Annotated in this window: 17 protein-coding genes and 1 tRNA gene; 11 read left to right on the forward strand and 7 right to left on the reverse strand. The window is 35.5% G+C overall.

Annotation, left to right across the window (positions count from 1 at the left end):
- Window positions 1-37: 37 nt before the first annotated feature.
- Together Q0L65_RS06945 and ahcY are read right to left on the reverse strand one after the other, a co-directional pair.
- A complete protein-coding gene (locus Q0L65_RS06945; protein ID WP_296684766.1) occupies window positions 38-523 on the reverse strand; it encodes a DUF1761 domain-containing protein in 486 nt (161 codons plus the stop codon).
- A gap of 121 nt (window positions 524-644) precedes the next feature.
- Window positions 645-1961: an adenosylhomocysteinase gene (gene ahcY, locus Q0L65_RS06950; RefSeq protein WP_296684768.1), complete on the reverse strand. Its 1317-nt coding sequence runs from the start codon at window positions 1959-1961 to the stop codon at window positions 645-647.
- Window positions 1962-2193: 232 nt separating this feature from the next.
- Here ahcY and Q0L65_RS06955 point away from each other — a divergent pair, with 232 nt between their 5' ends.
- The 5 genes from Q0L65_RS06955 (at window position 2194) to Q0L65_RS06975 (ending at window position 7078) form a co-directional block, all read left to right on the forward strand.
- Window positions 2194-2853 carry a 4'-phosphopantetheinyl transferase superfamily protein gene (locus tag Q0L65_RS06955; protein WP_296684770.1) on the forward strand — a complete coding sequence of 220 codons (660 nt, stop codon included), beginning with the start codon at window positions 2194-2196 and terminating at the stop codon, window positions 2851-2853.
- Window positions 2854-2855: 2 nt separating this feature from the next.
- Window positions 2856-3485: a nicotinamide riboside transporter PnuC gene (pnuC, locus tag Q0L65_RS06960; RefSeq protein WP_296684773.1), complete on the forward strand. Its 630-nt coding sequence runs from the start codon at window positions 2856-2858 to the stop codon at window positions 3483-3485.
- Window positions 3440-4069: an ATP-binding protein gene (locus Q0L65_RS06965; RefSeq protein ID WP_366051449.1), complete on the forward strand. Its 630-nt coding sequence runs from the start codon at window positions 3440-3442 to the stop codon at window positions 4067-4069. The genes pnuC and Q0L65_RS06965 overlap by 46 nt, the downstream gene beginning before the upstream one ends.
- A 169-nt stretch (window positions 4070-4238) precedes the next feature.
- Window positions 4239-4643 (forward strand): alternative ribosome rescue aminoacyl-tRNA hydrolase ArfB, encoded by a 405-nt coding sequence (gene arfB, locus Q0L65_RS06970; protein ID WP_296684774.1) that lies wholly within the window; start codon window positions 4239-4241, stop codon window positions 4641-4643.
- A 296-nt stretch (window positions 4644-4939) separates the two neighbouring features.
- Entirely contained in the window at window positions 4940-7078 is a 2139-nt protein-coding gene (locus Q0L65_RS06975) for a TonB-dependent receptor (RefSeq protein WP_296684776.1), read from the forward strand.
- 52 nt (window positions 7079-7130) lie between these two features.
- Here the strand turns inward: Q0L65_RS06975 and Q0L65_RS06980 are convergent, their stop codons facing one another.
- Complete coding sequence (locus tag Q0L65_RS06980) at window positions 7131-7544, reverse strand: hypothetical protein (protein ID WP_296684779.1); 414 nt, start codon at window positions 7542-7544, stop codon at window positions 7131-7133.
- A gap of 169 nt (window positions 7545-7713) precedes the next feature.
- Between Q0L65_RS06980 and greA the strand changes: the two genes are divergently transcribed.
- Window positions 7714-8190: a transcription elongation factor GreA gene (gene greA / locus Q0L65_RS06985; protein WP_296684782.1), complete on the forward strand. Its 477-nt coding sequence runs from the start codon at window positions 7714-7716 to the stop codon at window positions 8188-8190.
- Between the two features lie 10 nt (window positions 8191-8200).
- Window positions 8201-8590: an HIT family protein gene (locus Q0L65_RS06990; RefSeq protein ID WP_296684784.1), complete on the forward strand. Its 390-nt coding sequence runs from the start codon at window positions 8201-8203 to the stop codon at window positions 8588-8590.
- A gap of 20 nt (window positions 8591-8610) precedes the next feature.
- Here Q0L65_RS06990 and Q0L65_RS06995 read toward each other — a convergent pair whose 3' ends face one another.
- Window positions 8611-9765: a HAMP domain-containing sensor histidine kinase gene (locus Q0L65_RS06995; protein WP_296684785.1), complete on the reverse strand. Its 1155-nt coding sequence runs from the start codon at window positions 9763-9765 to the stop codon at window positions 8611-8613.
- A 164-nt stretch (window positions 9766-9929) separates the two neighbouring features.
- Between Q0L65_RS06995 and Q0L65_RS07000 the strand changes: the two genes are divergently transcribed.
- Both Q0L65_RS07000 and Q0L65_RS07005 read left to right on the forward strand, forming a co-directional pair.
- Window positions 9930-10313 carry a DUF3127 domain-containing protein gene (locus Q0L65_RS07000; protein WP_296684788.1) on the forward strand — a complete coding sequence of 128 codons (384 nt, stop codon included), beginning with the start codon at window positions 9930-9932 and terminating at the stop codon, window positions 10311-10313.
- A gap of 185 nt (window positions 10314-10498) precedes the next feature.
- Complete coding sequence (locus Q0L65_RS07005) at window positions 10499-11842, forward strand: deoxyguanosinetriphosphate triphosphohydrolase (RefSeq protein ID WP_296684790.1); 1344 nt, start codon at window positions 10499-10501, stop codon at window positions 11840-11842.
- Between the two features lie 94 nt (window positions 11843-11936).
- On the opposite strand, the gene tyrS is transcribed toward Q0L65_RS07005, so the two are convergent.
- Window positions 11937-13232, reverse strand: a complete 1296-nt coding sequence (tyrS, locus tag Q0L65_RS07010) for a tyrosine--tRNA ligase (protein WP_296684791.1) — start codon at window positions 13230-13232, stop codon at window positions 11937-11939.
- A gap of 171 nt (window positions 13233-13403) precedes the next feature.
- Between tyrS and Q0L65_RS07015 the strand changes: the two genes are divergently transcribed.
- Window positions 13404-14393: an NAD-dependent epimerase/dehydratase family protein gene (locus Q0L65_RS07015; RefSeq protein WP_296684793.1), complete on the forward strand. Its 990-nt coding sequence runs from the start codon at window positions 13404-13406 to the stop codon at window positions 14391-14393.
- 51 nt (window positions 14394-14444) lie between these two features.
- On the opposite strand, the gene Q0L65_RS07020 is transcribed toward Q0L65_RS07015, so the two are convergent.
- A tRNA-Gln gene (locus tag Q0L65_RS07020) sits at window positions 14445-14515 on the reverse strand.
- A gap of 226 nt (window positions 14516-14741) precedes the next feature.
- On the opposite strand from Q0L65_RS07020, the gene Q0L65_RS07025 reads away from it, so the two are divergent.
- A complete protein-coding gene (locus tag Q0L65_RS07025) occupies window positions 14742-18023 on the forward strand; it encodes a DUF2723 domain-containing protein (protein ID WP_296684794.1) in 3282 nt (1093 codons plus the stop codon).
- Window positions 18024-18084: 61 nt separating this feature from the next.
- Here Q0L65_RS07025 and Q0L65_RS07030 read toward each other — a convergent pair whose 3' ends face one another.
- Complete coding sequence (locus Q0L65_RS07030; protein ID WP_296684796.1) at window positions 18085-18531, reverse strand: DUF4296 domain-containing protein; 447 nt, start codon at window positions 18529-18531, stop codon at window positions 18085-18087.

The following is an 18531-nucleotide window of genomic DNA, read 5'->3' on the forward strand; positions in this document are numbered from 1 at the left end:
CGAAACAGGTTTTTTGTTTTATACTATTATGCTGATTTTAAACCCAAGCACAAACAATTGCTCCAATAATCATCAATGAAACGGTCCAAAATCCAGCATGGATGAAGATGTATTTCCAAGATTTTCTTTCAAACAAACCATTAATAGCAATCATTGGGAAAGCAAAAAACAAGCCCGTCATAAAACCATGCAAAGCACCGTGTTTTGCCGTTCTAAAAGCCATTCCATAATCAGCCATAAAAGCCGCAAAAGAAGGTTTTATACTTGTAATTGTTGGTCCGCCAACCATCCCCAAAGCACCCATCTGATGAATGGTTAATGACTGCATTATCATTCCAATAAAAATAGAAAAGATAAATGTTAGCCCAAAGATTTTAAGCATATTGCCTTTTTGCAATTCTTCTTGTGTCAAACCTGTTTCTTTCATCCAAACTGCTCCAAAAACCTTTGGATGGTACCATACAAAACCCACTAATAAAGTAGTAAAAGCCGCCACTACAGGCGAAATAAAATTCATTTCCATAGCATTATTTTTAGTTGTTAATACAAACAAATATAACGATAATAAGCAATAAAAAACCCTCACATTGCTGTAAGGGTTTTTAGTTTAAAAGATTACCATTGCTTCGTTACCTCGCAATGACTTAGTATCTGTAGTATTCTGGTTTGAATGGCCCTTGAACCTCAACTCCAATATAAGCTGCTTGCTCTGGACGTAATGTCTCTAATTCCACACCTAATTTCGCCAAGTGTAAAGCCGCTACTTTTTCATCTAAATGTTTTGGTAACATATACACCTCATTGTTATAAGCCGCACTGTTTTTCCACAATTCGATTTGTGCCAAAGTCTGGTTGGTAAATGAGTTACTCATTACAAAACTTGGGTGACCTGTAGCACAACCCAAGTTTACCAAACGACCTTCAGCCAAGATGATAATATCTTTTCCGTTTACGTTGTAGATATCTACTTGAGGTTTTACTTCGTTTTTAGTATGACCAAAGTTTTTGTTCAACCAAGCCATATCAATTTCGTTATCAAAGTGTCCGATGTTACATACAATCGTTTTGTCTCTCATCTGTTCGAAGTGAGATCCTAACACAATATCTTTATTTCCTGTTGTAGTAATAATGATGTCAGCTGTACCAATAACTGTATTCAATTTCTTTACTTCAAAACCATCCATTGCTGCTTGTAAAGCACAAATTGGATCGATTTCAGTTACCGTTACAATAGAACCTGCACCTCTAAAAGAAGCGGCTGTTCCTTTTCCAACATCTCCGTAACCACAAACAATAACTCTTTTTCCAGCCAACATAATATCGGTAGCTCTTCTTACCGCATCTACAGCCGATTCTTTACATCCGTATTTGTTGTCAAATTTCGATTTAGTAACCGAGTCATTTACGTTAATCGCTGGCATTGGTAATGTTCCTGCTTTTACTCTTTCGTATAATCTATGTACTCCTGTTGTAGTTTCTTCAGACAATCCTTTGATTCCTTCAACTAAATGAGGGTAACGATCAATAACCATATTAGTCAAATCACCACCATCGTCCAAAATCATATTCAATGGTTGTCTGTCTTCACCAAAGAATAAGGTTTGCTCAATACACCAGTCAAAATCTACTTCGTTCAAACCTTTCCAAGCATATACTTGAATTCCAGCAGCAGCAATAGCAGCAGCAGCCTGATCTTGAGTAGAGAAAATATTACAAGAAGACCAAGTTACCTCAGCACCCAAAGCAATCAAAGTCTCAATCAAAACTGCAGTTTGAATCGTCATGTGCAAACATCCTGCAATACGAGCTCCTTTCAAAGGCTGTTCGGCTGCATATTCTGCACGAAGTGCCATCAATCCTGGCATTTCAGCTTCTGCTAATTCAATTTCTTTTCTTCCCCAAGCCGCTAGAGAAATGTCTTTTACTTTGTAAGCCACATAAGGCGTCGTTGCTGTACTCATTTATAGTATATTTGTTATTGTAAAAATTTTTGCAAAATTACATAATAACTTATGATTTTAAAAACATTCCCCTACTTTTATGAATTGTTTAGGGTGCTAATCTTTTAAAAATCAATAAAATAATTGAAATTTATTTCTTTTTGGAGCTATTCCCGCCATTCGCTTTATCTTTACTGCCAAAAACTGGCAGCAAAGGATGTCACTACTGTCGGGGCTAAAACACGTTTTCGGTATGCCATTGTATAAAACTATTCAGCACAATTCCAACACACAAATCCTGATTTGGAATATTACCGAATCGTTTGAACAATTGAACCAAGAAGTCCAATTGAACGAAAAAAATCAATTGCGCCTCAACGGAATGAAATCTGAAATGCACCAACGTGCTTTTCTAAGTATTCGGAAATTATTAGCACTAGCGGGTTATTCGGATTTTGATTTGTATTATGATGAATTTGGCAAACCGCATTTAATAGACGAAAAACACATTTCGATTACCCATTCCCATCACTTTTCGGCCATTATTTTGAGTCCCGAAGCCGTTGGTATCGACATCGAAATGCAACGCGATACAATTCTAAAAATCGCCCATAAATTTGTCAATGATAAAGAACTCGAACGTCTCCAAAAAATGGATACCAACGACTACATCAAAAAACTAACCGTGAAATGGGGTGCTAAAGAAGCTATTTTCAAAATTAGAAACGAAAAAGGAATCAGTTTTAAAGATCATATTCAAGTTGCTCTTTTCGAATTGAATGAACAACAAACCATAGCCGATTTAAATTATAACGGTACCAACCAAAAATTTACCATTCATTTTTCAGAACTCGACACCAATTTTACATTAGTGTATGCCTTTGAAAATAACACTCCAACTCAAGCAAAATAATTATGTTAGAATTCTTCTTTTCGCAATACAAAGACTACCAGACGTATGATATTGTTTTAGAACTGATTGCCGTGATATTAGGAATAGCCAGTGTTTGGTATGCTAAAAAAGATGACATTCTAGTTTTTCCTACCGGAATAATTAGCACTTTAATTTATGTGTATCTACTATGGAAATGGACATTGTGGGGCGACATGATGATTAACGGCTACTATTTTATCATGAGTATTTATGGGTGGTATCATTGGACTAGAAAAAAAGGAGACGTTGTTGAATTTCCTATTTCAGTTATTTCGACTAACGAAAAACGTATTTCTTTATTTATCTTTATCTTTACCGTCGCATTTGTAGTTGCTGTCTACCACTATTTTAACAAATTCAATACTTGGTATGCGTATGTGGACACATTTGTCACCGGAATTTTCTTTATTGGCATGTGGCTTATGGCCAAACGTAAAATAGAAAATTGGGTGTTTTGGATTATTGGAGATTTGGTTTCAATTCCGTTGTATTTTGCAAAGGGATTTACTTTTACTAGTTTTCAATATATAGTATTTACAATTGTTGCCGTTTACGGCTATTTAGAATGGAAGAAAACCTTAAACAGCTCCCAACAGGCGCTAAAAGAATAATAAAAATTGCCTTATTTGGTCCCGAAAGTACCGGCAAAACCACTTTGGCAAAACAATTGGCAGAATACTACAAAACCGATTGGGTACCCGAATTTGCGCGCGATTATCTTCAAGAAAAATGGGACAAACAACAAGCCATTTGCGATGTAGATGACATGTTGCCCATAGCTTACGGGCAAACACTGCTAGAAAACAAAAAGACAGCAACTGCCAATCAATATCTTTTTTGCGACACCAATTTAATGGTAACCAAAGTCTTTTCCGAAGTGTATTACAACTATTGTGAACCTGCTTTAGACCAAGCCGCACGGGAACACGAATACGATTTATTCTTTCTAACCGATATCGATGTGCCTTGGGAAAAAGACGATTTGCGCGACAAACCTGAAGGACGCGAAACAGTTTTTAGTGTTTTCAAACAATCCTTAATTGATAATCATAAACCTTTTATCACCCTTTCAGGAGACAAAAAATTACGACTACAAAAAGCTATTTCAATCATTGATGATTTGACGGTAGCATTACAAAAAGGTCAATCTTCTTTGGAATTTGTTCAAATGTATCTTAAAGGAATAAGTAAATAATTCTTATTTTTAAACCAATAACATCAAGTCGAATCTACGAAAAAAAACGTAACCACAAAGAACACAAAGTAGGCACGAAGTTCGCAAGGAGATAAAACTTATATGACTTATATATTTAATAAAAATCTTTCGGTCTTAGAGACTTCGCGGCAATAAAAAAACAAAAAAAATGAACAGAGAACAACTTTTGACCGAACTTACTTTCAAAGCCGTCCGCAGTAGTGGAGCGGGTGGTCAAAATGTGAACAAAGTTGCTTCAAAAGTCGTTTTAACCTTTGATATCCAAAAATCACAAGCCTTTTCTGAGGAAGAAAAAATTTTAATTTACTCCAATTTAGCTTCCCGACTAACCACAGACGGTGTTTTAATTTTACATTGCGACGAAGATCGGAGCCAACTCAAAAACAAGGAAATTGTAATCAAACGATTTTTGGAACTTATCAAAAAAGGGCTTTTTGTACCCAAAGAAAGAAAAGCAACTAAAGTTCCAAAAGCAGCAATCCGAAAAAGAATAAAAGACAAAAAAAACTTGGGCGAAATTAAAAAATCCCGTAGAAAACCTGATTTAGATTAATTTTATTGGTCAACACAGATTTCATGGATTTTTTTGAAATTGAAATTGATTTCTGAAATTGCCATTGCTATTGAAATTGAATTTTCTATCTTTGCCCCGTCTCACGGGGTGCTAGATTCTGAATCAAGTTCAGAATGACAGCTGAGATTATACCCAATGAACCTGGGCAGGTAATGCTGCTAAGGGAAAACAGACTAAAAACAATTAATGTGCACGTTAATTTTGAAGTCTAGAGTAACCATTTTAATTTTTTAACCAAGAATAATTTACCCCTGTTATTCGTAATCTATTTACGAATGAAATTTTTATTATTCAAAACGAGCCATAGACAACTGTTTCTAAGCTCATTTCTATTGTTCTCTTTGGCATTATTTTCTCAAGAAAAACCAAAAGACACAACGCGAGTAAATCAACTCGACGAAGTATTAGTCTCGGCGATTCGAGTAACTTCCAAAACTCCTGTTAGTTTTAGCAACCTATCCAAAAAAGAAATTCAAAATCGAAATTTAGGACAAGACATTCCTATTTTAATGAATTACATGCCATCCGTAGTAACTACTTCTGATGCTGGAAATGGCGTAGGTTATACCGGAATTCGCGTTCGCGGAAGCGATGCAACTCGTGTTAACGTAACCATTAACGGAATTCCGTACAACGATTCAGAAAGTCATGGAACGTATTGGGTGAATATGCCCGATTTTGCTTCGTCGCTTCAAAGTGTGCAATTGCAACGTGGTGTAGGAACTTCAACGAATGGCGCAGGTGCTTTTGGAGCCAGTTTAAATATGTTAACTGATTCCTATTCAGAGAAAGCATCTGGCGAAATATCCAATTCTTTTGGAAGTTTCAACACCCACAAACACACGGTGAAATTCAGCACCGGTTTACTCAATAATCATTTTGAAATCGCGGGACGTTTTTCTACATTGGAATCAGATGGCTATATTGACCGCGCGAGTTCTGACTTAAAATCTTACTTTTTACAAGGAACTTACGTAGGTAAAACTACATTAATCAAAGCTTTGGCTTTTGGAGGAAAAGAAAAAACCTATCAATCTTGGAACGGAATTGACGGCGAAACCTTGTTAAGCGATAGAACCTTTAATTCGGCGGGGATTTTTACTGACGAATTAGGTCAAACACGTTACTACAATAATGAAACCGACAATTACCAACAAGATCACTACCAATTGCATTGGAACGAAAAAGTTTCCAATACTTGGAACACCAACCTCGCATTCCATTACACCAAAGGAAAAGGCTATTATGAGAACTATAAAGAAGAGGCTGATTTTTCGAGCTATGGCCTAACTCCAATTTCAATCAATGGAACCACTATCAATACCACGGATTTAATTCGTCAAAAATGGTTGGACAATGATTTTTATGGCACTACATTTTCGGCAAATTACAAATCGGATACAATGGATTTCATCTTTGGCGGAAGCTATAACAAATACGAAGGTGACCATTTTGGAAAAGTAATTTGGGCAAGGTACGCTTCACAATCAGAATTAGGCGACCACTATTATGATGACTATGCTTCTAAAACAGACGGTACCGCTTTCGCGAAAGCCAATTACCAAGTAAATGAAAAATGGAGTCTTTTTGGAGACTTACAAGTTCGAAATGTACACTACAAAGCCAATTCGTATGAAACGGGTTTAGTGAATGATAATTTCTCTTTTTTCAATCCAAAAGCAGGGATAAATTACACCATCAACTCTAAAAACAACTTGTACTTTTCGTATGCAAGAGCGAATAGAGAACCTAATCGTACCGACTATGAAGGAGGAGGAAGTGTAAAACCAGAAAAATTAAATGATTTTGAATTGGGCTGGAGGTACTTAACCGAAAAAATTCAATTGAATTCTAATCTGTATTATATGGCTTATAAAGACCAATTGATTCTAACTGGAACCTTAGACGATGTTGGAAGTCCTATCCGTTCTAACAGTGAAAAAAGTTACCGATTAGGCTTAGAGGTTGATGCTGCCATTGTAGTATCAAAACAAATCAGTCTTCATCCTAACGTTACCTTAAGTAGTAATAAAAATTTAGATTTGGCGGTAAGCGGTCAAAATTATGGAACCAAAGACATCTCGTATTCGCCATCTGTAATTGCTGGAAACAGTTTCATTTACAAACCTACCGAAAGTATTCAAATTGTTTGGCTACAAAAATATGTTGGGCAACAATACATGAACAATATAGAGTCGGCAGAATCTAAATTGACCGATTATTTTATCAATGATTTGAATGTTTCATACGAAATAAAACCGAAATCAATTTTCAAATCGATTGTAATCAAAGGATTAATTAACAATGTTTTAGATAAAAAATACATTTCAAACGGATACATGTGGGACGTATATCCTTATTATTACCCACAAGCTGGAACTAATTTCCTAGCAGGATTAACGGTGAAATTTTAGATTACTTTATATTATAAATTCGGAAAAATCCTGGCAGCAATGTCAGGATTTTTTAATTGTAAATATGAAGTACATTCCCATTCACATCTACTCGGTATTGTTTCATAGGATATTGTAAACTCCCTTGACCAGAAAACAAACTATAGGTTTTACCATCACAAGGACAAACCGCTTCAATTCCGTTAATGGTCATTGTAGAGCAAGAACTTACATTTTGATTCGGACAAGCTGCATCAAAGACATTGTAACCACTTCCTGTATTAAAAATAATAAGTCCTTTCACTCCTTTTCCCGCATAATAAACCGCATTACTAGGATACTGAAGATTAGAATACAATGGCAGATTCATATTGATGTCCACCGAAAAAGAATAATTAGGAATAAAAGGATTTGTATTGACAGGTCCACTATTTGAACAAGAAAAAAACACCAAAAAAAGAACAGAAAGCAATACCGATTTTTTCATTATTTTAAGAATTAGTAGCTACAAATTAGCGAAACAAATTTAATTTATTTACATTTGAAATAGATTGTCATAGCGAATATAGTTACAATCTAATTAAAATTATAGTATCTTTGTGGAAAGAAATCCCGTCCTGATGGGATTTTTTCTATTTTATATAAACAATGAAGTTATGAGCACAGTATCTTATTACACCGCAGAAGGATTAAAAAAATTACGAGAAGAACTAGATTATTTAAAAAATGTGATGCGCCCAAAAGCATCTCAAGATATTGCTGATGCAAGAGATAAAGGAGATTTATCTGAAAATGCCGAATACGACGCAGCCAAAGAAGCACAAGGTATGTTAGAAATGCGCATTGCTAAACTTGAAGAAATTCACTCTAACGCCCGTTTAATTGACGAGAGTCATTTAGACACCTCTAAAGTATTAGTATTATCTAAAGTTAAAATCAAAAACCAAACTAACGGAATGGAAATGGTATATACTTTGGTAGCCGAAAGCGAAGCCGATTTAAAAACAGGAAAAATCTCTGTAACCTCTCCTATCGGGAAAGGATTATTAGGAAAATCGGTAGGAGAAGTAGCTGAAATTACTGTTCCTAATGGTGTTTTGAAATTTGATATCTTAGAAATTACAAGAGAATAATTTAAATACTATGAGTTCTATTTTTACCAAAATTGTAAACGGAGAAATTCCTTGTTATACAATTGCAGAAGATGCTAATTTTTTAGCTTTTTTGGATGTCAATCCCAATGCTAAAGGGCATACGCTGTGTATTCCAAAACAAGAAATTGACCAGCTTTTTGAAATAGACGATGAGTTGTATTTAGGTTTGATGCAGTTTTCTAAAAAAATAGCCACTGCAATACAAAAAACCGTGCCTTGCAAACGCATCGGCATGGCAGCAATAGGTTTAGAAGTACCTCACGCACACATTCATTTGATACCCTTAAACGAAATGGACGAAATGCGTTTCCAAAACAAAGTAACGATGAGCAAAGATGAATTTGAGGCTTTAGCTAAAGCAATTCAGAGTAATTTGTAAAAATACAAAAGCGAATCCGTTTAAATTGATTCGCTTTTTTTATAACTCAATTGTATCGTAGTTCCTTTACCTATTTCTGACTGCACCACTTTGATACTACCTTTGTGGTATTCTTCCACAATTCTTTTGGTCAACGATAATCCTAGACCCCAGCCCCTTTGTTTAGTTGTAAAGCCTGGTTCAAATATGGTTTTGAATTGCTTTTTAGGAATCCCATTTCCCGTATCAGAAACTTTAATTTTTACTGAATCTCCTTCTTGCTCAACAACCAAATCTAAATTACCCTTCCCTTTCATCGCATCAATGGCATTTTTAACTAAATTTTCAATGGTCCAACTGTGCAAAGTAGCATTGAACAAAACAAAAACAGGCAATTCAGGAGCCTGAAAAGAAAACACGACTTGTTTTGAAAACCGTGATTGCAAATAATCAAAGGTTTCTTGCGTTGCTGCGATAATATCTTGGTTTTCTAATTTGGGTTCCGACCCAATTTTAGAAAAACGGTCGGTAATGGTTTGCAATCGCTCAATATCTTTTTCGATTTCGAAAGTCGTTGATTCCGCTACATTTTCGGCTTTCAGCAGCTCAATCCAACCTATTAATGAAGAAAGAGGTGTTCCTATTTGATGCGCAGTTTCTTTTGCCATTCCCGCCCAAAGTTTGTTTTGAGTCGCCATTTTGGTACTTCGGTAAAAATTATACACCAAGGCAGCAAACAAAACGATAATCAATAACAAAGCGATAGGATAATATTTTAATTTGTTCAACAAAGCCGAATTCCCGTAATACAACTTTTGAAACTTCCCAGGCGCATATTCAATGACAATAGGGTCGTTTTCATTTTTAAGATTAGTTAAAAATCGAGCCGATTCTGTTGTACTTGCGATGATTTTATCGTCAATATTTACCGTATTAATGATCTTGTTGTTCTCCGTCAAAATAATTGGAATAGACGAATTGGTACTAAAAATTTGAAGAGGTAATTCCACATCCGTATTCGCATCTGCATTAATCAATGTTTTTTGAGCCTTCGCCCAAAGATTCATTTTTAAACGCTCCTCATTTTTGAATATTTGAAAAAAGGTGTACGTATTCCAAAGTATTAATGAGATAATACAAAAAGAAGCCAAGATGATGAACCAGCGCGTGGTGTTGCGTCTATCCGAAAAAAACATAGATTCAATTTAGATTATAAATGTAACGAAATAATTTGAAAAAGATTTTAGGCCTATGCCAAAGAAAAAATTGACACTATCCCAAAAAAGACCTCTTGCCTAGAAAAGAAGAAGTTAGTATATTTGTAAATCTAAAGAAGAAATAAACTTAAAAAATAATACAGATGGAAGTTACAGGAAGAGTAAAAATGATTGACCAAACTAAAGAAGTAGGTTCTGGTGGTTTCAAAAAAAGAGATATTGTTGTTACTACAGACGAACAATACCCACAACATATTTTGGTACAATTTGTTCAAGACAAATGTGACTTATTAAACAATTACCAAGTAGGTGACCAAGTGAAAATCGACATCAATCTAAGAGGTCGTGAGTGGACAAACCAACAAGGCGAAACTGTTTATTTCAACACTATTCAAGGATGGAGAATTGGAAAAGTACAAGCAGAAGCTCCAGCTGCTGCCACACAAACTCCTCCAATGCCAACAGCAGAAACTTTTGCTCCAGCAACCAGTTTAAATGAAGAAGAGCCAGACGATTTACCGTTTTAATCTTTCCTAATATTCACAAATAGGCTGTCTAAAAAGTACAAGGATTGTCATTCCGAATTTATTTCGGAATCTATAAAATAATATCGATTATTTATAGAAACTGAAACAAGTTCAGTTTGACAAGATCTAGACTTTTTAGACAGTCTTTTTTATTTACATTTGTAATTCACAAATACTACCAAGCGATGAACTGGGAACAACTTTTATCATTAAAAAGACAAGGCGACAAAGGCAAAAGATTACGCGTAGAACAAGACGATACCCGTCTGGGGTTTGAAGTGGATTACGACCGCATCATCTTTTCGGCTGCATTTAGAAGTTTGCAAGATAAAACCCAAGTCATCCCACTTTCCAAAACCGATTTTGTTCACACTCGCTTGACGCATAGTTTAGAAGTGTCGGTAGTGGGTCGTTCTTTGGGCCGATTGGTAGGAAAAAAAATCTTAGAAAAATACCCCCATTTAAAAGAAGTTCACGGCTACCACATGAATGATTTTGGCGCTATTGTTGCCGCTGCTTCATTGGCACACGATATTGGAAATCCGCCTTTTGGCCATTCGGGCGAAAAAGCCATTGGCGAATATTTCTCGATTGGAAAAGGACAACACTACAAAGACCAACTCACTTCAAAACAATGGCAAGATTTAATCGATTTTGAAGGCAATGCCAACGGATTTTCGGTATTAACAGCCAATCGTCCTGGAATTGAAGGTGGTTTACGAATTTCATTTGCTACACTGGGGGCGTTTATGAAATACCCTAAAGAAAGTTTGCCTAAAAAACCAACTAAGAATATTGCCGATAAAAAATACGGTTTCTTCCAAAGTGATAAAAATTTCTTTGAAGAAGTGGCTAAAGATATGGGCTTAATTCCAAATAAATCAGGAAAAGACATTGGATTTGAAAGACATCCTTTGGCGTATCTTGTGGAAGCGGCAGACGATATTTGTTACACGATTATTGATTTTGAAGACGGAATTAATTTGGGCTTAGTCCAAGAAGAATATGCGCTGGAATATTTAATTAAATTAGTTAAAGATTCAATTGACAGTACTAAATACAGCACTTTAAACACCAAGGAAGATCGCATTAGCTATCTGAGAGCGTTAGCTATTGGGAGTTTAATAAATGATGCTGTTCGCGTTTTTATTGAAAATGAAGAAGCCATTTTAGCCGGAAAATTCCCGTATGCTTTAACGGATAAAAGCAAGTACAAAGCGCAAATGGACGACATTATTAAATTGAGTGTGAAAAATATTTATCAAAGTCGTGAAGTCATCGAAAAAGAAATTGTAGGTTACCAAATTATCCAAACCTTATTGGATAAATTCATTTCGGCAATGAACAATAAATTCAACGGAACAGCTTCAAATTACGACCAATTGATTTTAAAAATGCTACCCGAAAAACACAATTTAGAAAAAGAAAATCTATACGACCGATTGCTACACATTTGCCATTATGTTTCCATGTTAACTGATGGAAATGCATTGGAATTATTTGAAACCATTAACGGTACTAAGAAATAATTTTGCCACTAAGGCTCGAAGTCACAAAGATTTAAAAATTTCTTTACAATTTGCTTTGCGCCCTCGTGCCTTTGCGGCTAATAAAAAATGAAAATTACTTCACTCTTACAATAAAATAATTTTTCTTTCCGCTTTGCAAAAGCACGAATTGATTGTTGATCAAATCGTTAGTTGAAAGTTGGTATTCTTCGGTTATTTTTTCTTTGTTTACCGAAATAGAATTGGCTGTTAAGGCTCTTCTCGCTTCTCCATTGGATTTAAAGAAACCTGTTTTTTCATTTAAAACCGTCACAATATCCAATCCTTTTTCGATTTCGTTTTTAGCAATTTCAGCTTGAGGAACTCCGTCAAAAACTTCTAAGAAAGTCGCTTCGTCCAATTGCTTCAAATCAGCTGCCGAAGCATTTCCGAAAAGAATATTCGACGCTTTAATAGCTTTTTCCAACTCTTCTTTAGAATGTACCAAAGTGGTTACTTCTTCTGCCAGTTTTCTTTGCAACACTCTCAAATGTGGCGCCACTTGATGCTCTGTAATTAAAGCTTCAATAGTTGCTTTATCTAAAAAGGTGAAAATCTTAATGTATTTTTCTGCATCTACATCGGTCGTGTTCAACCAAAATTGGTAAAATTTATATACCGAAGTTTTGTCAGCCGTTAACCAGACATTTCCGCCTTCCGATTTTCCAAATTTAGATCCGTCAGCCTTAGTAATCAAAGGACAAGTCATCGCATACGCTTTGGCACCTTCGGCATTCATACGACGCACTAATTCGGTTCCCGTGGTAATATTACCCCATTGATCAGAGCCTCCCATTTGCAACAAACAGTTGTATTCTTTATGCAAATGATAAAAATCATACCCTTGAATCAATTGGTAGGTAAACTCAGTAAACGACATTCCTTCGCCTTCGCCAGACAATCGTTTCTTAACCGAATCTTTTGCCATCATGTAGTTTACGGTAATACGTTTACCCACATCACGCGCAAAATTGATGAACGACAAATCCTTCATCCAATCGTAATTATTCACTAAAACAGGCGCATTCACTTCCTTCGAATTAAAATCCAAGAAACGAGAAAGCACCGCTTTGATTCCTTCTACATTGTGTGCCAAAGTAACTTCGTCCAACAAATTTCTCTCATCTGATTTCCCTGATGGATCTCCAATCATTCCTGTTGCGCCTCCTACTAAAGCAATCGGTTTATGTCCAAAATTTTTCAAATGAACTAACAATAAAATTGGCACCAAACTTCCAATATGCAACGAATCAGATGTCGGATCAAATCCAATATAGGTCGTTGTCATTTCTTTCAAAAGTTGTTCTTCGGTTCCCGGCATGATATCATGAACCAAGCCACGCCATTGTAATTCTTCTACTAAATTTTTCATTTTTATAATCAATTTGCGCAAAGATAGGAATTTCAATGGCAAAATTCAATGGCAATGTCAAACTCAAAAATCAATGATTAAATAGATTGCTCCGTCGTTCCTCCTCGCAATGACAAAAACTTTACGCCCTTGTGACTTCGTGGCAATAGCAAAAAAAAGTATCTTTACGACATGATTTTAGTTACAGGTGGTACTGGTTTAGTGGGTGCGCATCTCTTACTCCATTTAGTGGAGCAGGGAGAAAATGTTCGCGCTATGTATCGAACTACAACTTCGATTGATAAAACCAAAAATTTATTTTCGCTCTACCACAAATCCGATTTATTCAAAAAAATTCAATGGATCGAAGCCGATATTCTTGACATTCCGTCTTTGGAAATAGCCTTTCAAAATATTGAATTCGTTTACCACTGTGCTGCTCTGATTTCTTTTGACCCAAAAGAGGAAGATGTCATTCGGAAAACCAATATTGAAGGCACCGCCAACATCATTAATTTTTGCTTGGCATACGGAATCAAAAAAATGCTATTTGTGAGTTCGATTGCCGCTTTGGGAGATCCAACTTCAGCAGAAATAACCATTTCTGAAACTACCGAATGGAATCCAGAAAAGCCCCATAGCGATTATGCCATATCAAAATATGGTGCCGAAATGGAAGTTTGGCGTGGGCAACAAGAAGGCTTAAGCGTACTCATTGTCAATCCGGGAATTATTTTAGGTCCAGGATTCCCTGAACAAGGAAGTGGCGCCTTATTTTCGGCTGTTGCCAAAGGATTGTCTTTTTACACACTAGGAACAACAGGATTTATTGCGGTTACTGATGTAATCGAAGCAAGTGTCCAATTGATGAATAGCGACGTCAAAAACGAACGATTTACATTAATTGAAAATAATTATTCGTTTCAAGAAATCCTAAACTGTATTGCTGACAGCATGCAGATGAAGCGTCCTCAATGGCATGCTACTCCTTTTCTAATGAACCTATTTTGGAGAATGGATTGGTTTTTAGCTACTTTTTTCTTTCAAAAAAGAAAATTATCTCGGGCTAGTGCCAAAGCCTCGTATTCGAAAAGTAACTATGACAATTCTAAAATAAAAGGGGTTTTGAATACTGATTTTAAATCGGTGAAAGAATATATTAAATCAATTACTTCTTTATAAGTTCGATTTATTACATAAAAAAAGCCTCTCAATTTCTTGAGAGGCTTTATGTTGGTCTACAAGGACTCGAACCTTGAAAGACTGCACCAAAAACAGTTGTGTTACCATTACACCATAGACCAGCAGTGCTGTTAAGCGAGTGCAAATTTAATACAAATTTTATTTTGCGCAAACTTTTGGATTGTTTTTATCAAAAAACTTTTGGGTTTAACCCAAAGCCATAAGAAACCAACTAAAAACCAATTCATTACTACACGAATTTCAATAGTAGAATTTTTTGTTAATGCTCGCCTGATTACATAAAAAAACATTTTCTTTGCATCTTAAAATAAAAACCCAATTTTAATCATGAATAAGGCCGATTTCAATTTTAATAAATGGAACACTATTTTAGGTTGGTTTGCATTTGCGGTAGCATTAGTAACTTACACCCTTACCGTTGAACCAACGATGAGTTTCTGGGATTGTGGAGAATATATCGCCACTGCCGCAAAATTAGAAGTAGGTCACCCGCCTGGAGCGCCTTTATTTCAAATGATTGGAGCATTTTTCGCTATGTTTGCTATTGACAAAGAGCATATTGCTTTGATGGTCAATATGACCTCGGTGGTTTCGAGTGCATTTACTATTCTGTTTTTATTTTGGTCGTCCAGTATGATTTTGAAAAAAATCATTGGTTCGTATAATGAAATAAACAAAGACAACTCTATTGTTATTCTTGGAAGTTCGCTAGTTGGCGCATTGGCTTATACTTTTTCAGATAGTTTTTGGTTCAATGCTGTGGAGGCCGAAGTATATGCTATGGCTTCTTTACTAATTGCCTTGCTGCTTTGGTTAGGCTTGCGTTGGGAACAAGAAATGAATACCCCAAGAGGAGACAGATGGTTGTTAATTATTTCTCTTGTGATTGGACTTTCTTTTGGAGTTCACTTCATGGCTTTATTGACCATTCCTGCGATTGGATTTTTATATTTTTTCAAAAATTACAAAACGGTTACCGTTAAAAATTTCATTATTGCCAATGTAGTAGTGATCTCGATTTTGTTGTTCATCTTCAAAATGTTATTGCCTTTAACGATGGCCTTCTTTGGTAAAACCGAAATTTTCATGGTCAATGAAATGGGATTACCTTTCAACTCAGGAACTATTTTTGTAACCCTTTTATTGATTGCGTTTTTCTATTTTGGATTGCGTTACACCAAACAAAAAGGATTGGTTTTTTACAACACAATTATACTTTGTACATTGTTCATTTTAATTGGATTCTCAACTTGGATGATGTTGCCTATTCGGGCCAATGCCAATACCGTAATTAACGAAAATAAACCTTCGGATGCTGCCGAAGTTCTTGCCTATTACAATAGAGAACAATACGGTGTAAATCCGCTTTTTTACGGACCACAATATACAGAGACTTTTGCCGGCCTAGACAAAGACAGACCTTATCTTGACAAAGCACCTAACTACGAAAGAGATTATACTACTGGTAAATATGCTATTACTAATAATTTCAAAAATGCAGAACAAAACAGCGATGACAACCAAAAGACATTTTTACCAAGATTGTGGAGCCCTGAACATGTCGAAAATTATATCAATTTTACCAGTCCGCCTGAATTCAAAATTAATTACGATTATCCTTTTGAAGAAGACTTGGCCAAATATGGAATTGACGCTAATCAGTTAACTGAAGAAGAATACAACAAAGCCATTGCACAACTCAAAGGTGAAATCGAGAAAGTAGTTACTGAATTCAGACAAGCCTACGCTCAAAAACAAATAGATAATGATGGATACGTGGCTTTCTTGAAAAACTACGGCGATTACTTGATTATTGAAAAACCAACTACCGTTGATAATTTTAGTTTTATGATTGAATACCAATTTGGGTACATGTACTGGAGGTATTTGATGTGGAATTTTGTAGGTCGTCAAAATGACGTACAAGGACGATACGACAATTTAAACGGAAACTGGATTAGTGGCATTCCGTTTATGGATAGTTTGCACTTGGGTTCTCAAGACAATTTACCGTCGGATGTATTGAATAATAAAGGTCGCAATGTGTATTTCTTTTTGCCTTTTATCTTAGGATTAATTGGACTGATGTACCACGCCAGCAAAGACCGAAAAAGTTTTTATGTGTTACTTTCTTTATTTTTATTTACTGGAATCGCCTTAAAAATATACTTGAACGAAAGACCTTTTGAGCCTCGCGAACGCGATTATGCTTTAGTGGGATCTTTTTATGTATTTGCGATTTGGATTGGTTTTGGAGTGTATTCTCTTTACGAAAGTGCCAAAAATTATTTAGCTCCAAAAATTGCTGGACCTATTTTCATTGCAGCTAGTATATTAGCAGCACCCGTTCTTATGGGATTCCAAAACTGGGATGACCACGACCGTTCTGACCGCTATACTGCCGTAGCTATGGCTAAAGCGTATTTGAGTTCTTGTGACAAAAACGCCATCTTATTTACCATTGGAGACAACGATACTTTCCCACTTTGGTACGCTCAGGAAATTGAAAATTTCAGAACTGATGTGAAGATTGTGAACACCAGCCTTTTTATGACCGATTGGTACATTGACCAAATGAAAATGAAAAGCTACGAATCAGACCCGCTACCCATTTCATTTAAACACAATGAATATGTAGGAGACAAATTAGATTATGTAGCCCATATCCCAAAGATAGAAACACGTTGGGATGTGAAGGATTTTATCGCTTTCATCAAAAATCCAAAATCAACGGTAGAAATGCAAAATGGACAAACCATTCATTTTTATCCAACGAATAAAATCAGAATTCCTATCGACAAAAATACTATCATCAAAAACAAAGTGGTAAGTCCACAGTACAATGATTCTATTGTTTCGGCTATTGACATCGACATTAAAGGAAGTGCTGTTTATAAGAACCGATTGATGATGCTAGACTTAGTAGCTAACAATAATTGGAAAAGACCTATCTACTTTAGTGGTGGTGCTTTTGATAGCGACGACTATCTTTGGATGAAAGAATTTCTCCAACTAGAAGGAATGGTGTACAAATTAGTTCCTATTCGAACTCCATTAGACAAAGATGCAAGTCAAATGGATATGGGCCAAATTGATTCTGAAGTGATGTACAATAAAGTAATGCATTGGGATTGGGGCAATAGTGAAAGTCCTACTATTTATCACGACCCAGAAACGCGTAGAAATAGTATTACCTACCGCATGAATTTATCTCGATTAATGAATCAATTAATTAAAGAAGGCAAAAGAGAGAAGGCAAAAAATGTAATTGATTTAGCGATGACCAAGATGCCTGTGGATAAATTTGACTACTATTCTTTAGTTGATCCTTTTGCAAAAGGGTATTATGAAGTAGGCGAGAAAGCAAAAGCACAACAATTACTAACCCAGTTAATTAAAAAATATACTGAAAATCTCGATTATTACAGTCAACTTTCAGCAATAGAGCAAGTCGATATCGCTACGGAAATCATTACCGATATTGAGCGTTATAGAGGACTGTTAGAAATTATGAAAGAGAGTAACGACCTTGCTTTTTATAACAAGTCTAAAAAAACATTCAACACTTACATTAGTGTTTTCGAACGCTTTGGGCGAGAGAAAGAATAAGGAAAGAATCTCCTGAAAAATAAAAAAGCAGCACTTCAATAGTGCTGCTTTTTTTATAGAATTAATTTATTTTTTTACGAATCGTTTGTAAAGAATCGTTGACTTTAACCGCCTGTTGCTTTTTCTTTTTTAGTTTAGCCAGTCGGAGTTTGTTTTTCTTTTCTTCCGATTTAATTAAGGCTTTTGCTTTTTTCTTATCCCTCTCCAAACGCTGAACTACTTCGTCAAACATGATTTTATAGTTTTTATAATCGGAAGCATAATACACATTATTTTGCGCCAATTGCAAACTGTCTATTTTATACTTTTTGTAAATAAATTGTTTCGGTCGGATTTGATTGGAATCTAAAACCGCTGGATTTTGGTATTTAATAGCTTCTAACAATGATAAATCATACATAATATTGACCATCTGAGATCTTTCGATAAGATGCTTTGGTTGCTTCACCAAATCTTCTTTACACCCTAAAAAGGTCAAAATTGCTAAAAATGGTAGTATCTTTTTCAT

It is taken from the genome of Flavobacterium sp. (genome assembly GCF_024642105.1).
Classification (GTDB): Bacteria; Bacteroidota; Bacteroidia; order Flavobacteriales; family Flavobacteriaceae; genus Flavobacterium.